Origin of the sequence: Bradyrhizobium ganzhouense (assembly GCF_049949285.1) — a bacterium.
GTDB lineage: Bacteria > Pseudomonadota > Alphaproteobacteria > Rhizobiales > Xanthobacteraceae > Bradyrhizobium > Bradyrhizobium ganzhouense.
Window position 1 is genome coordinate 5,130,462 of the sequence record NZ_CP181318.1, and the last position, 15,269, is coordinate 5,145,730.

Sequence of the window (15,269 nt, forward strand, 5' to 3'; positions counted from 1 at the left end):
GTCAGTGTCCCTTTCCGCGCGGCGTCGTGGTGCCGGTGTCGGTGGGACGTTCGATCTCGGCCTGGAACATCTCGAGGATCCGGTTCATCGCGTCCTCCTCGCTATATTCGCTCTCGCGCGCATAGGCGCGCGCGGCGTGGCGGGCGAGATCGACGAGCAGCAGGCCCCACATGTCGGGCTCCTCGAAGGCGCGCTGGAACGCCATCGACAGCCCGCCATCCAGCACGAACACGCGCAGGATCTCGACCGCATCGTCGCGGGCGAGGACGTCGGGCGGCAGTGGCTGCTCCTTCGGGCCTGCCATGGCCTACCTGTAGCAGACGGCTTTGGCGGCCTCGACGACTTCCGCCGCCGAAGGCAGTGCGAGCTTCTCCAGGTTCGCGGCATAGGGCATCGGCACGTCCTTGCCGGAGACGCGCGCAACCGGCGCATCGAGATAGTCGAAGGCGTGCTCCATGATGCGCGCCGCGATCTCGGCGCCGACGCCGCTCTGGGCCCACCCCTCTTCCACCGTGACGGCACGGCCGGTCTTCTTGACCGAGTTGATGATGGTCTCGGTGTCCATCGGACGTAGCGTGCGAAGGTCGATGACCTCGGCCTCGATGCCGTCCTTGGCAAGCTCGTCAGCCGCCTTCAGCGCATAGGTCATGCCGTTCGACCAGGAGATGATCGTGACGTGGCTGCCGGAGCGGACGATCCGCGCCTTGCCGATCGGGATCACGAAGTCGTCGAGCTTCGGCACCTCGCCGGTGTGGCCGTAGAGCATCTCGTTCTCGAGGAAGATCACCGGATTGGGATCGCGGATCGCGGCCTTGAGCAGGCCCTTGTAGTCGGCGGCCGAGAACGGCGCGACGACCTTCAGGCCCGGGACGTTGGAGTACCAGGCCGAGTAATCCTGGCTGTGCTGGGCGGCGACGCGCGCAGCCGCGCCGTTCGGTCCGCGGAACACGATCGAGCAGCCCATCTGTCCGCCGGACATATAGAGCGTCTTGGCCGCGGAGTTGATGATCTGGTCGATCGCCTGCATGGCGAAGTTGAAGGTCATGAACTCGACGATCGGCTTCAGGCCCGTCATCGCTGCGCCGACGCCGACGCCGGCAAAGCCATGCTCGGTGATCGGCGTGTCGATGACGCGCTTGGCGCCGAATTCCTGCAGCAGGCCCTGCGTCACCTTGTAGGCGCCCTGATATTCGGCGACCTCCTCGCCCATCACGAAGACGTCGGCGTCGCGGCGCATCTCTTCGGCCATGGCGTCGCGCAGCGCTTCGCGGATGGTCTGGGTGATCATCTCGGTGCCGGCGGGCACCTCCGGATCGGGCTCGGCAACAGCCTGCGGCGCAGGCGCGGCCCTCGGCGCGGGGGCTTCGGCCTTGGCGGCGGCGGGCGGAGCAGCCTCCGCGGCCGGCTTTGCCGGCGCAGGTGCTTTCGCGAGATCGGCAGCGCTCTCGCCGTCGGCGAGAATCGTGGCGATCGGCGTGTTGACGGCAACGTCGGCGGTGCCCTCGGGGATCAGGATCTTGCCGAGCGTGCCCTCATCGGTCGCTTCGACCTCCATCGTGGCCTTGTCGGTCTCGATCTCGGCGATCACGTCGCCGGACTTGATCGTCTCCCCCTCTTTTTTCAGCCATTTGGCGAGGTTGCCTTTTTCCATCGTGGGCGACAACGCGGGCATCAGCACTTGAATTGGCATATCGACTCCAAAAGAAAGCTTGCGCGCGTTCAGCGGTAAATGTCGGTCCAGAGCTCGGCGGCATCCGGCTCGGGATCATGCTGGGCAAAGTCGGCAGACGCGTTGACGATGTCGCGCACCTCGGCGTCGATCGCCTTGAGGTCGGCCTCGCTCACCTTGGCCGCGAGCAGGCGGTTGCGCACCTGCTCGATCGGGTCCTGGTCGTGACGGACCTTCTCGACCTCCTCGCGCGTACGGTATTTCGCCGGGTCGGACATCGAGTGGCCGCGATAGCGGTAGGTCTGCATTTCAAGGATAAACGGGCCCTTGCCGGCGCGGCACCAGGCCGCCGCCTCCTCGCCAGCCGCCTTGACGGCGCGGACGTCCATGCCGTCGACCTGCTTGCCGGGGATGTTGAAGGACACGCCGCGCTTGGAGAAATCCTGCTGCGCCGAGGCGCGCGAGACCGCGGTGCCCATGGCGTAGCGGTTGTTCTCGATGACGTAGATCACCGGCAGCTTCCAGAGCTCCGCCATGTTGAAGCTCTCATAAACCTGGCCCTGGTTGGCCGCGCCATCGCCGAAATAGGTGACGCTGACATTGCCATTGCCGCGATAATTGTTGGCGAAGGCGAGACCGGTGCCGAGCGAGACCTGCGCACCGACGATGCCGTGGCCGCCGTAGAAGTGCTTCTCCTTGCTGAACATGTGCATGGAGCCGCCCTTGCCCTTGGAATAGCCGCCACGGCGCCCCGTGAGCTCGGCCATCACGCCGTTGGCCTCCATGCCGGTGGCAAGCATATGTCCGTGATCGCGATAGCCGGTGATGACCTGATCGCCCTCTTTCAGGGCCATCTGCATGCCGACCACCACGGCCTCCTGGCCAATATAGAGATGACAGAAGCCGCCGATCGCACCCATGCCGTACAGCTGGCCGGCCTTTTCCTCGAACCGCCGGATCAGGAGCATGTCGCGGAGCGCCTTCAGCTCCTGCTCCTTCGTGAACTCCGGGGGCGAACCGCCGTTGGTTTTGTCCTGTTCAGCGCTTGCGGCGGCTTTCTTGGGTGCGGCCATGGGAATTCCGGGTCAGAGAAATCTAGGTCCTCTCTAACCTAACTCAATCGCGTGTGAAAGCACCGCAGCGGCATGGCGCGACTTTCATTATGCCGCACTGCAACGTGGCCGAAATTTTGCAAAACCTTTCGGCTGGATCAGGCAACATTAGCTCCGCGCCTGCGAGAGCTCTGCATGCAGACGAGGCAACGACATCGGACACGCATATCTCGGGCGCTCAGCCCTGATGCGTGTCCGATTCGAACCTTCGGGCTTACCAGCCCAGCTCGCGCAAATACGCCGCGCGGGCGGCAACGCCGGTGTGCGTGAAGTCGGTGAAGACCCCGTCGACGCCCAGACGGAAGAACTTGAGATATTCCTGGGCCGGATCGGCGTGATAGTCGGCGGCGAGATATTTCTTCTCGTTCCGGAACGTGAAGGCGTGCACGAACAGGCCGAGCTTGTGCGCATCGGCGATCAGGCTGGTTGCCTCCTGCGTCGAAGCCTCTGGCATCGATCCCTTGTAGGATGTGCCATCGGCATTGCTGTCCTTCCACGGCGAGATCTTCGCCGGTACGATGTAGAGCTTCCACGGACCGATGCCATCGGCATAAGTCTTGATCTCGGCAAGGCCCACCGGGGTCAGCATCGCATCGTAGAGGCGCGCGTCACCCGCAACGGTCCAGTCGTAAGGACGGGAATTGGTGATGTTGTTGAGCAGAACCTTGCCGGCCTTGAAGTCGATGCCGTTGCCGTCGATGAGCTGGACCTGCCGCGTCTGAAGGCCATGGCTGCGCATATATTTCAGGCTGCCGGGCTCAAAGCTCTGAACGAAGATGGGCGCGTCCTTGGTGTTGAGGCCGTTGTCCTTGATGATCTTGATCAGGGCATCCTCGAGCGGACGGCTGCCCGGCGCGCCGCAGCCGTTGGCTATGGCCTGGGCATTGTTCCAGGTCGGGTTCTTGGTTTCCGGATAGACCAGGATGGGACGTCCCGTCTCCTTGCTCTTGGCCTTGGCGATGTCGAGGATGTCCTGGAAGCTGATGACCGGGAATTTGCCGTTGAAGACCTTCGGCCGTTCGTTGGCCGCGTCATAGGTCGTGCCGCCGATCCACTCTTTCAGCTCAGCCATGGTGAAATCGGTGATCGACCAGTCGTTGGTGTGATCCTCGCCGTCGACGATCAATGACTTCAGCACCGATTTGGGATCGGAGGGATCAGTGAGATCTGTGAGGTAGTCTGCTGGCACGCCGGTAGCAGCCGGCGCCTTGACGCGCACGCCGGGCACTGTGCGCTTGCGGGCTGCGACCGCGGCATTGGTCTTCGCCACCTCAGCCACGTTGGTGTTGTCGGCGAGCCAGGGATTGTGGCGCGCGACCAGGACGCAATCCTTGGTGAGATGCAGGTCCTCCTCGAGCGCATCGGTTCCGAGCGCGGCAGCGAGATCGTAGGAGGCCTCGGTCTCTTCGGGCACCAGCCCCGGCACGCCGCGATGTCCGAGGATCAGCGGCGCCTTTCCGTCGACGGTTAGGAAGGGCTTTGCGCCTGACGGCGCCGGGGCGGTCTGTGCGCACGCCATCGACAGCGGCAGAAGCGCCGCGCCGAACAGCATCGCTCCAACACGCAGCGTCCGTCGGGAACGATTGTACATCATCGCAAGCCTCCATCCTCGCAGCATCGCATCAATGCTGGACGTGCCGTCTTGTCTCAAGACTCTGACAGGCGGATGACGGCGGAAGGCGGAGGGACTTAGTTCTGCGGGATCATCCGAACGAGATCGTGCGGATTGACATAGTCGAGCTGGAACCGCGCTCGTTCATCCAGCATGTCGGGGTCGATCTTCTCGGTGCGCAGCAGCGAGACGCGCTGCTCGCTCCGGGCGCGCTCGCGCTTGAGCTGGGCGAGCTCGCTCGTCAGCGCGATGATCTCCTGGTCGAGCTCCTGGCGGGCATTGAGGCCATACTTGCCGGTATAGGCATTGACCCCGAAATAGCCGACGATGCCGGCCGCCATCGCATAGAGGGCAAGACCGGTCAGGATCGATTTGAGGCGCGCGCGGGAGACCATTTTGGCAAGATGGGCCAGCTTGGTTAAGGGAGTGCTAATCGCTCTCCCTGCCCGCACTACGGATCGTCATGCCCGGGCTTATCCCGGGCATGACGGAGGCTCGAACCGTATCAGCCGTGATGCTTGGCCACGTGGGCTGCGAAAGCATCGATATAGGCCTGGAGCACAGGCTTGAGCGACTCCTTGGCCAGATTGCCTTCGGCATCAAAAGCGTCGCCGACCGCGTTCAGGTAGATCTCGGGCTGCTGCAGGATCGGGCCGGCAATGCCCGGCAGAATGTTCTGCAGCGTCTTGGCGGCGCTGACGCCACCGAGCGGGCCCGGCGAATTGGAGATGATGCCGACCGGCTTGCCATTGAACGAGCTCTTGCCATAGGGCCGCGAGGCGACGTCGATGGCGTTCTTGAGCACGCCCGGGATGGCGCGATTGTATTCTGGCGTGACGAAGATGACGCCGTCGGACTTCTGCAGCTTCTCGCGGAAGGCCAGCCAGTCAGCGGGCGGCGCGCCCTCGAGGTCCTGGTTGAAGAACGAGATCCCTGCCGGGGTGACGACCTCGAGCTTGAGAGATGCCGGCGCGAGCTTTGCGAGCGCGTTGGCGATCTTCAGCGAAAAGCTGTCCTTGCGCAGGCTGCCGGCGATCACGACGATATTGTAGGCCATGGATTGTCCTTGAAACCTTGAGAGGAAAGTGCCGGGCGGCACTTAAGCGATCCGGGCCAATGGATGCAAGTGCATGAACTGGTCCGATTTGGAAATCCTGAGTTTCTCGAAAGCAGATGGTCGCCCAAAACAATCGGGCCGCCAAGCGGCGGCCCGATCTTTCGTGCAGATCTGCAAACGGATCAGATCGTCGGATTCCACGCCGACGGGATCAGGCGGTATTTGGCGCCGTCCTTCTCGACATGGCCGACCGAGGGGAAGGCGAAGTGGAAGCCGACCACGGTCGCCTTCTCGGCTGCAGCCATGTCGTAGAACTTGTGGCGCGTCTCTTGCGCCAGCGCGCCGTCGGTGTCGAAGACCACATGCCAGTCCGGATTGCGCAGGAAGAGCTCGGGAATGTTGGTGACGTCGGACTGGATCAGCACCTTCTTGTCGCCCGAGGCGACCGCGAACGAGGTGTGACCGGGCGTGTGGCCGGGCGTCGCGATCGAAGTGATGCCTGATACGACCTCCTTGCCCCATTCGTACTTCGTCAGCTTGGACTCGATGCCGGCGAAGGTCTTTTTCACGTTGGCGAAGTAGCTCTTCATCATGTCGCCGGAGGCCTTGCCCGCGTTCTCCTCGCTGGCCCAGAACTCCCAGTCCTTCACCGGCACCATGATCTCGGCATTCGGGAAGGCCATCGAGCCGTCCGCCAAGCGGATGCCGTTGGTGTGGTCCGGATGCAGATGCGACAGCAGCACGATGTCGATGCTCTTCGGGTCGACGCCGGCGGCCTGCAGATTTTGCAGGGTGCGGCCGACCGCGCCCTTGCTGGGCTCCAGATTGGCGACGCCGTTGCCGGTATCGATCAGCACGAGCTTGGAGCCGGTGTTGATCAGCTGCGGATTGAACGGGACAGTGACCATGCCCTTCGGCATGTAGGCTGCGTCGGCGGCGGCGAGCGCCTCCTCCTTCGGAATGTTGACGACGAATTTGTCAGGCATCGGGAAGCTGCGCGCACCGTCATTGATCGAGGTGCACTCGAAGCTGCCGACCTTGTAGCGGTAGAAGCCCGGCGCCTGCGCGCCGGCTTGCGGCACCGCGGCATTGGTTGCGATTGGTCGCAGTCCGGTGACGGCGGCCACGCCGACTGCAGCGGCGCCTGCAAACAGGTGACGACGATTGAGATCGGTCATGAAGATGTCCCCTTCTGAGCGCGTTGCGGTTTTTCCGCTTTCAACGCGGCGGAATAATCTCCCGCTTCGCTCAGAAGGCAAGACCTCTTTTTGATGACCTGCGGTCGCAGATCACGAAGATTTATTTGGGTTGATGAGGAATTTTTCGCCGGTGGCACGTTTGGCGTACACCGCGATATTGGCGGGATCGAGCGCCTCCTGCAGCGACACCACCTTGGTGTAGTGGCTGGCAAAGGTGGTCTTCAATTCACTCACGACGCGCTGACGCAGCCGTCCGATGTCGGCAGGTCCGATCTTCTGCAGGAACGGAGTCAAGAGCCAGCCGCCGACGCCCCAGGCCATGCCGAAGCCGCGCGGCAGTTCGATCGGACGGATATCGAGCGCGCCGTAGACGTAGACCTGCTTGTGCACGCTGGAGCCGTAACGGCTGTACTCCTTGGCGGTCTTGTTGATCGCGATTTCCATGCAGTTGAGGATGTCGCCGGCAAGCTTGCCGCCGCCGATGGCATCGAAGGCGATGGTGGCGCCGGTCTCGACCAGCGCATTGGTGAGATCGTCGAGGAAGCTTGGCGCGCTGGAATCGACGACGTGCTTGGCGCCGATCTTCTTCAGGATCTCCGCCTGCTCCTTGCTGCGCACGATGTTGACGAGCCCGATGCCGTCCTTGATGCAGATCTTGTTCAGCATCTGGCCGAGATTGGAGGCGGCCGCGGTGTGCACCAGGGCCTTATGGCCTTCGCGCCGCATCGTCTCGGTCATGCCGAGCGCAGTGAGCGGATTGACGAACCAGGACGCGCCCTCGGCCGCCGTCGTGCCCTCGGGCAGCGGCTGGCAGTCCCTCGCCTTCAGCGTCCGGTACTGCGCGTACATGGCGCCGCCGATGATCGCGACAGTCTTGCCCATCAGCGCCTTCGCAGCATCGGACGAGCCGGTCTCGATGACGACGCCGGCACCTTCATTGCCGACCGGCAGGGATTGGTCGAGCCGTGCGCCCATCGCGCGCATCGCACCGTCAGGCACCTTCGCGGTGATGACGGGCGCCTCTTTCGTACCGGACGCCTTGGCCGTGCTCATGTCGGCAGCGCCGACGAGCAGGCCGAGGTCGGACGGGTTGATCGGCGCCGCCTCGATGCGGACGACGACCTCGTCGTCCGCGGGCTCAGGGGTCGGCACGTCCAGAAGCAGGATCTCGAGCTCTCCGCTCTTCTTGATCAGCGAACGCAGTTGCAGTCCGGTCTTGCCGTCGCTCATGTCGATCCTCCCCTGTCCGTTGTTCAAGCGCTGGCTTATGCCAGCGCCTTCAGTGCCGCCTTGCCGCCGTAGAGCGCCTGCTTGCCGAGCTGCTGCTCGATGCGGAGAAGCTGGTTGTATTTGGCGGTGCGATCGGAACGTGCAAGGGAGCCGGTCTTGATCTGACCGCAATTGGTGGCGACCGCGAGGTCGGCGATGGTCGAATCCTCGGTCTCGCCCGAGCGGTGCGACATCACCGAGGTGTAACCGGCCTTGTGCGCCATCTCGACGGCGGCGAGCGTCTCGGTCAGCGTGCCGATCTGGTTGACCTTGATCAGGATCGAGTTGGCGCGGCCGGCCTTGATGCCTTCGGCGAGACGCTTGACGTTGGTGACGAACAGGTCGTCGCCGACGAGCTGGCACTTCTTGCCGACGAGATCGGTCAGCTCCTTCCAGCCGTCCATGTCGTCTTCCGACATGCCGTCCTCGATGGTGACGATCGGATAGCGGCCGACCAGGTCTGCAAGGTACTTGGCCTGCTCGGAGACCGAACGGGTCTTGCCCTCGCCTTCATAGACGTACTTGCCGTCCTTGAAAAACTCGGTCGAAGCGCAGTCGAGGCCGATCACGATGTCAGTGCCCGCCTTGTAGCCGGCCTTGCCGATCGCGTTCATGACGAGCTCCAGCGCGGCGTCCGCCGACGGTAGGTTCGGGGCGAAGCCGCCCTCGTCGCCGACATTGGTGTTGTGGCCGGCCTTCTTCAGCTCAGACTTCAGCGTGTGGAACACTTCCGCGCCGTAGCGCAGGCCCTCGGCGAAGGAGGACGCGCCGACAGGGAGGATCATGAATTCCTGGAAGTCGATCGGGTTGTCAGCATGCACGCCGCCGTTGATGATGTTCATCATCGGCACCGGCAAGAGCCGCGCCGAGGTGCCGCCGACGTAGCGATAGAGCGGCATGTCGAGCGAATTCGCGGCCGCCTTGGCGCAGGCGAGCGACACGCCGAGAATGGCGTTGGCGCCGAGCCGGCTCTTGTTCGGCGTGCCGTCGAGGTCGATCATGATCTGGTCGATCTGCGCCTGCTGCTCGACGTCGAGGCCGCTCAGGGCCTCAAAGATCTCACCATTGACGGCGCCGACTGCCTTGGTGACGCCCTTGCCGAGATAGCGGGCTTTGTCGCCGTCGCGCAGCTCGACCGCCTCATGGGCGCCGGTGGAGGCGCCGGACGGCACCGCGGCGCGGCCGAGCGCGCCATCTTCCAGCACGACGTCGACCTCGACGGTGGGATTGCCGCGGCTATCGAGGATTTCGCGTCCGATGATGTCGATGATGGCGGTCATGATGTGCACTTCCGTTCGTTAGGGCTGATCGGTGCCGCGGGTCTTACACGGAGCGCAAGCAAATGTGAACGCTTGGGCGAGCCGGTTCGACTGACGCGTGAAGAGCCTCAGATTATGCTCGACGGCACGTGGTCCGCGCGTCCAACCTCAATCTGAAACAGTCGGGGTAACGCCATGAATCGCCGCCAGTTTCTCGCGTCGAGCGCCGCCTTGTTCGCGTCCCGCCCAAGTTTTGCGCAGGAAGGCCCGTTCCGGAGAAAATTTTTCCCGATCAGCCCCGGCATCGGCCTGCACGACTTGGCGCCCGGCCCTGACGGCACGGTCTGGTTCACCGCGCAGGGCAAGGGCATGCTCGGCAGGCTCGATCCGAAGGATGGCACCTTCAAGACCGTCGGCCTTGGATCGGGCGCGGCGCCCCACGGCGTCACGATCGGCCCCGACGGTGCGCCCTGGATCACCGAGGGCGGCCAGAACGCGATCGCGCGGGTCGATCCCGCCGACCTCAAGGTCACCCTGTTTCGCCTGCCTGAAAAATTCGCCTACGCCAATCTCAACACCGGCGTGTTCGACAAGACCGGCACCTACTGGTTCACCGGCCAATCCGGCTATTACGGCCGGCTCGCACCGAAGTCCGGCGAGATGAGCGTGTACAAGGCGCCCAAGGGTGTCGGCCCTTACGGCATCGCGGTGACACCCAAGGGCGACATCTGGTACGCCTCCCTCGCCGGCAGCTATATCGCCAAGATCGATCCTGTGACCGGCAATGCGGCCGTCGTGGAGCCGCCGACGCCGGGCCAGGGTTCGCGGCGCGTCTGGTCGGATTCGAAGAGTCGGATCTGGGTCAGCGAGTGGAACAGCGGGCATGTGTCGGTGCACGATCCCGCTGACGGCACCTGGAAAAGCTGGAAGCTGCCGGGCGATAGCCCCCGCACCTATGCGGTCTATGTCGACGACAAGGACAAGGTCTGGCTGACCGACTTCTCCGCCAACGCCATCGTCCGGTTTGATCCCGTGACCGAGCAGTTCAACGTGTTCGCCAGCGACAAGGCCAATGCCAATGTCCGCCAGCTTGATGGCAGGCCAGGCGAGCTATGGGGCTGCGAGTCGGGCAACGACCGCATCGTGCAGATCCTGACAATCGCCGCCGGTTGACGGCCGCGGCATTTGCGTCCATCCCGGCATCCGAAACAGGATGTGACGACAATGGCGAAAAAATCCCTCCAGCTCGGCCGCGCGGTCGAATGGCCGCACACACCGGAAGAAGCCCAGCTCGACCGCGTGCCGAATCCGCAGGCGGGCACCGATTACCTGGTCCGCTTCACAGTGCCGGAATTCACCTCGCTCTGCCCGGTCACGGGACAACCGGATTTCGCCCATCTGATGATCGACTACGCGCCCGGCCCATGGCTGCTGGAGTCGAAATCGCTGAAACTCTACATCGCGAGCTTCCGCAACCACGGCGCCTTTCACGAGGACTGCACCGTGATGATCGGCAAGCGCATTGCTTCCGAGATCAAACCGAAATGGCTTCGCATCGGCGGCTATTGGTACCCGCGCGGCGGCATCCCGATCGACGTGTTCTGGCAGACCGGCCGCGTGCCGAAGGGCCTGTGGGTGCCGGAGCAAGGCGTCGCGCCCTATCGCGGGCGAGGCTAAGCGAGGCCTCCGGAAATCGCCGACGGACGAACGATTTCCATTCGCAGCGCCGACGGACTCAAAGCCGATCGCATCTGCTGAACCGCCTCGGCATTTTGGCTTTTTCGCGACAACGTTTCGCGATCTGTTTGAGCGGCAAGCCAGAATTCGCAACGCGAGAAATGTTCCGCAATCAATAGAAAATTTCAGCGGCGAATTGTCACACACCCGTCGTCGGTCAAGTGTTGTCTCCCGGCCCTCACCAGTACCCAGGGAGGGTCGATATGGTTGTGATCAGCGGAATACATACGTTTGCATCGGGCACGCCGATTGGCGCGACGAAACCCGACTCCCTCACGATCGAGAACGGGACAATCTTCGTCGAGTACGGCAACGGCGCGGACTCGCACGGTGCAAACGGCTCCAGCACGATCGTGCAATATGACAAGCAGGGGATCGTCGAACATACCTACTCTATCGCAGGCTCAGTCGATGGATTGAAATACAATCCCTACACCGGTCAGATCTGGGCACTGCAGAACCAGGACGGAAATTCCACCCTGACGCTGATCGATCCGATCACTCACAAGACGACCGGGCCTCTGAGCTTTGCCAATCCGTCCGCGACGCGCGGCTATGACGACGTCGTGTTCAGCGGCGACAAGGTCTTCCTGAGCTACACCAATCCGAACGGTGTCGGCGATCCAACGCTGGTCGAACTGCTCAACGGCGACCATCCGAGTGGCACACTGCTGACGACGACGGTTTTGGCCGACGGCGCGACCGGCATCAACACGGTGACCGGCGCGACGGAAGTCGTTCCCCAGTCTGATCCGGACTCGCTGAAGCTCGCATCCAACGGTGACCTGATCTTCACCGACAATGCCGACGGCACCATCATCGACGTGCAGCACCCGGGGACCGGCAGCCAGGCGATCTCGTTCACGACGATCAAAGGGATTCCCGCGGGCGACATTGGCAATGCCGGCCTCGACGACGTGATCAGGCCGGCCGCGACCGCCGGCACGTTCTACATGACCGATACGAATTCCGGGAAGGTTTATTCATTCCACGCCAGCGGCCTCAACACCAATGACTACTATGCCTCCGTTGCCAGCCTGGGCGGCTTTGGCCAAGTCGATCCGACCACCGGCGTCTTCACGCCGCTCGTAACCGGAGCGCAATTCGCCTCGGCACATGGACTGATTTTCGTTCCCGACAAGCATGCACCGGCCGTGGCGCATGTCGATTCGATCGGCACGTTTGCCTCGCCCCCCAACGGGGTCACCGGACTGGATTCGATCACGATCGCCGGAAAGTATGTGTTCGTGGAATACGGCAACGGCGTCGACTCTACCGGCGTGGTGCCGGGCAACAGCACGATCATCCAGTACGACAAGGCCGGGCATTTCGTTCATGCCTATTCGATTGAGGGATCGGTCGACGGGTTGAAGTTCAACCCCGAGACAGGAATGGTGTGGGCGCTCCAGAACCAGGATGCGCGCTCCTCGCTGACTCTGATCGACCCCAATGCGCAGACGATCGCGGCGCATTTCGACTACGCCACCCCCTCGACCTCGCGCGGTTATGACGACGTGGTGTTCAAGGGCCAGGACGTATTCTTGAGCTACACGAATCCGACCGGTAATGGCGATCCGACCATCGTCAAGCTCCTGAACGGACCGAACCCGAAGCCGGGCGAGTTGCTGACCACGGCTCCCGTGCTGCTCGACGGCACGATGGGATACGACACGGTGACCGGCAAAATGGAGCTGGTCCCGCAGACCGATCCGGATTCGCTGAAGCTTGCCGCCAATGGCGATTTGATCTTCTCCAGCAACGCCGACGGTGTGATCATCGACATCCAGAATCCCGGCACCTCCAAACAGGCGGTGGCCTTCACGCCCATCAAGGGAATTCCGGCGGCCTCCGTGGGCAACGCCGGATTGGACGATGTCATCAAGCCAACTGCGACCTCCGGTACGTTCTATATCTCGGATGCAAAGGACGGCCACGTTATTACGGTGCATGTCAGCGGCCTCGACCCCAACGCCTATTATGCCTCGGTTGGCGCGCTCGGTGCGTTCGGCCAGGTCGACGAGAACACCGGTGTGTTCACTGCGCTGGTCTCGGCGGAAAACGCGCCGGGCTTCACCTTCGGTTCGCCGCACGGCGTTGTCTTCGTTCCCGACAAGAATGCGGCGCCCTTTCCGCAGATCGGAGTGGTCAAGACCTTCGAGGCGCCGCTCGACGGTTCGAGCCAGCCCGATTCTGTGACGACCGCACATGGCTCGACATTCGTCGAGTATGGAAACGGCGCGGATTCAACGGGCGCTGGCGGCTCGAGCACCATCATCCAGTACGACCAGGCCGGCAAGATCGAATATTCCTACTCGATACCCGGCTCGGTCGACGGGCTGAAATACAACCCTGTGACCGGCGAGATCTGGGCGCTGCAAAACCAGGACGGCAACAGCACGCTCACGCTGATCGACCCGATCACGCATGCGGTGTCCGCCCCGCTCAGCTTTGCCAATCCGTCAGCGACGCGCGGCTACGACGATGTAGTGTTCAAGGGAAGCCAGGTGTTCCTGAGCTACACCAACCCGAACGGCACGGGCGATCCCGTCCTGGTGGAGCTGGTCAACGGCGACCACCCGACCGGAACGCTGACGACTAAAGCGGTACTGACTGACGGGGTAACCGGCCTCAATACCGTGACTGGCAAGATCGAAGCAGTGCCGCTGAACGATCCGGACTCGCTGAAGCTCGCGCCGAATGGCGATCTGCTGCTGACCAGTGGTGACGACGGCACGATCGTCGATATCAAGAACGCCGGCACGGCCCACCAATCCGTGTCGTTCACCGACGTCGCCGGCGTTTCGAAAGGACACGCCGGTCTCGACGACGTTATTCGGCCGAATGCAACATCCGGCACCTTCACCTTGACGGATACCGCAACCAACAAGGTCTATTCGTTTCACGTCACGGGCCTCAACCCCAACGACTATTATGCTTCGGTCGGAAGCCTGCATGCGTTCGGACAGATTGACCCGGCCACCGGCCTCTTCACGGCGCTGCTCTCGGCGGACAATGCGCCCGGCTTCAGCTTCAGCTCGCCACATGGCATCACCTTCACCGCCGATCCGCCCCCGATCGTTGGCAAGGTCGATCATATCTCAACCCTGGCCAACGCACCGTCCGGCAGCAAATCGCCTGACTCGATCACGGTGGCGCATGACGACATCTGGGTCGCCTACACCAACGGTGCGGACTCCACCGGCAAGTCGGGGCACAGCACGATCGTCGAATATGATCGCTCGGGCCATATCGACCAGAGCTTCCAGATCACCGGATATGTCGATGGCCTGAAGGTCGATCCCACGACCGGCGATATCTGGGCGCTCCAGAACCAGGACGGCAACTCCACCCTGACGATTATCGATCCGGAGGATCACAGCCTTAGCAAGCCCCTCTCCTATGCCGTTCCGTCGGCAACGCGTGGCTACGATGATGTGGTGTTCACGCATGGCAAGGAGTTCCTGAGCTATACCAATCCGGCCAATCCCGGCGATCCGACCTTGGTGCAGCTCACCAATGGCAGCGACCCGGATGGTCCCCTCAAGACCAAGCCGATCCTGGATTTCGGTGACAAGGGCCTCAATTTCGAGACCGGCAAGACCGAGGTCATTCCACAAAACGATCCGGACTCGCTCAAGCTCGCGCCAAATGGTGACCTGTTGCTGGCCAGTGGCAGCGATCAGGTCATCATTGACGTGCACGATGCCGGGACCTCACATCAGTCGGTGACCTTCACCAAGGTGCAGGGGGTGCCGGCGAGCGCCGGGCTCGACGACGTTCTCAAAGTCGATGCACACGCAGGAACGTTTTATATTTCCGATACCGCGGACAACCGCGTCCTCACGGTTCACGCCACGGACCTCAACACCAACGACTACTTCGCCTCCATCGGCAATGCGTTCGGTGCGGTCGATCCCACGACCGGCAAGTTCACCGCACTCGTCTCTGCCAGCGACGCACCCGGCTTCAAATTCGGGAGCGCTCACGGCGCCGCGTTCGTCGCCGATCAAAGTTCCGGGCCGGCCGCGGTCGCGGCTAGCCGCGATGGCTTTGTTTTTTCCGGCAGCAGCCACTTCAACGACAGCCTCGTCAACAACGACTCGCACGTCATCACAGCACCCACCCAGCCCGGAGGCGCGCTCTCGCAGGCCGCGTTGGCGGCAGAACAAGCCGATTGGCTGGCCTCCACGCACGACCCTTCGCAAACTCATTCGTCGCATGATTTGCACGGCTTCCACCTGGTGTGATGGATATCGCAGAAGTAACCTTGGTGCGCGCGGGAGGACAACTCCCCTTCCCGCGCGCACCTTGCCGCAAGATCTGAGCCGACCTCGCCGGCCGCCGACGGGAGGCCC

12 protein-coding genes are annotated in these 15,269 nt (G+C 62.9%); 3 read left to right on the forward strand and 9 right to left on the reverse strand.

Features of this window, described 5'->3' with window-relative positions; all coding sequences use genetic code 11:
• Nucleotide 1: 1 nt before the first annotated feature.
• The 9 genes from ACLFLU_RS23530 to eno all read right to left on the reverse strand — a co-directional run bounded on the left by ACLFLU_RS23530 (nt 2) and on the right by eno (nt 9,198).
• The gene (locus ACLFLU_RS23530) at nt 2-304 is read right to left on the reverse strand and encodes a DUF5076 domain-containing protein (RefSeq protein ID WP_426407240.1); all 303 of its coding nucleotides are present in this window, start codon (nt 302-304) and stop codon (nt 2-4) included.
• Nucleotides 305-307: 3 nt separating this feature from the next.
• Nucleotides 308-1,690 (reverse strand): pyruvate dehydrogenase complex E1 component subunit beta, encoded by a 1,383-nt coding sequence (locus ACLFLU_RS23535; protein WP_426407241.1) that lies wholly within the window; start codon nt 1,688-1,690, stop codon nt 308-310.
• A 29-nt stretch (nt 1,691-1,719) separates the two neighbouring features.
• Nucleotides 1,720-2,742 carry a pyruvate dehydrogenase (acetyl-transferring) E1 component subunit alpha gene (gene pdhA, locus ACLFLU_RS23540; protein ID WP_426407242.1) on the reverse strand — a complete coding sequence of 341 codons (1,023 nt, stop codon included), beginning with the start codon at nt 2,740-2,742 and terminating at the stop codon, nt 1,720-1,722.
• Nucleotides 2,743-2,995: 253 nt separating this feature from the next.
• Nucleotides 2,996-4,375, reverse strand: coding sequence for a glycerophosphodiester phosphodiesterase family protein (locus ACLFLU_RS23545; protein ID WP_426407243.1), 1,380 nt, complete (start codon nt 4,373-4,375; stop codon nt 2,996-2,998).
• A 95-nt stretch (nt 4,376-4,470) separates the two neighbouring features.
• On the reverse strand, nt 4,471-4,788 hold the full coding sequence (locus ACLFLU_RS23550; protein WP_426407244.1) for an FtsB family cell division protein: 318 nt from the start codon (nt 4,786-4,788) through the stop codon (nt 4,471-4,473).
• A 110-nt stretch (nt 4,789-4,898) separates the two neighbouring features.
• Nucleotides 4,899-5,450, reverse strand: a complete 552-nt coding sequence (locus ACLFLU_RS23555) for an NADPH-dependent FMN reductase (RefSeq protein ID WP_426407245.1) — start codon at nt 5,448-5,450, stop codon at nt 4,899-4,901.
• Between the two features lie 182 nt (nt 5,451-5,632).
• Nucleotides 5,633-6,628: an MBL fold metallo-hydrolase gene (locus ACLFLU_RS23560; protein WP_426407246.1), complete on the reverse strand. Its 996-nt coding sequence runs from the start codon at nt 6,626-6,628 to the stop codon at nt 5,633-5,635.
• Nucleotides 6,629-6,739: 111 nt separating this feature from the next.
• Nucleotides 6,740-7,879, reverse strand: a complete 1,140-nt coding sequence (locus tag ACLFLU_RS23565; RefSeq protein WP_426407247.1) for a zinc-binding dehydrogenase — start codon at nt 7,877-7,879, stop codon at nt 6,740-6,742.
• A gap of 35 nt (nt 7,880-7,914) precedes the next feature.
• The gene (eno, locus tag ACLFLU_RS23570; protein WP_426407248.1) at nt 7,915-9,198 is read right to left on the reverse strand and encodes a phosphopyruvate hydratase; all 1,284 of its coding nucleotides are present in this window, start codon (nt 9,196-9,198) and stop codon (nt 7,915-7,917) included.
• A gap of 174 nt (nt 9,199-9,372) precedes the next feature.
• Here eno and ACLFLU_RS23575 point away from each other — a divergent pair, with 174 nt between their 5' ends.
• The 3 genes from ACLFLU_RS23575 to ACLFLU_RS23585 all read left to right on the forward strand — a co-directional run bounded on the left by ACLFLU_RS23575 (nt 9,373) and on the right by ACLFLU_RS23585 (nt 15,161).
• Nucleotides 9,373-10,350, forward strand: coding sequence for a virginiamycin B lyase family protein (locus tag ACLFLU_RS23575; protein WP_426407249.1), 978 nt, complete (start codon nt 9,373-9,375; stop codon nt 10,348-10,350).
• Between the two features lie 51 nt (nt 10,351-10,401).
• A complete protein-coding gene (gene queF / locus ACLFLU_RS23580; protein WP_426407250.1) occupies nt 10,402-10,854 on the forward strand; it encodes a preQ(1) synthase in 453 nt (150 codons plus the stop codon).
• Nucleotides 10,855-11,117: 263 nt separating this feature from the next.
• Entirely contained in the window at nt 11,118-15,161 is a 4,044-nt protein-coding gene (locus ACLFLU_RS23585; protein ID WP_426407251.1) for a hypothetical protein, read from the forward strand.
• Nucleotides 15,162-15,269 lie beyond the last annotated feature (108 nt).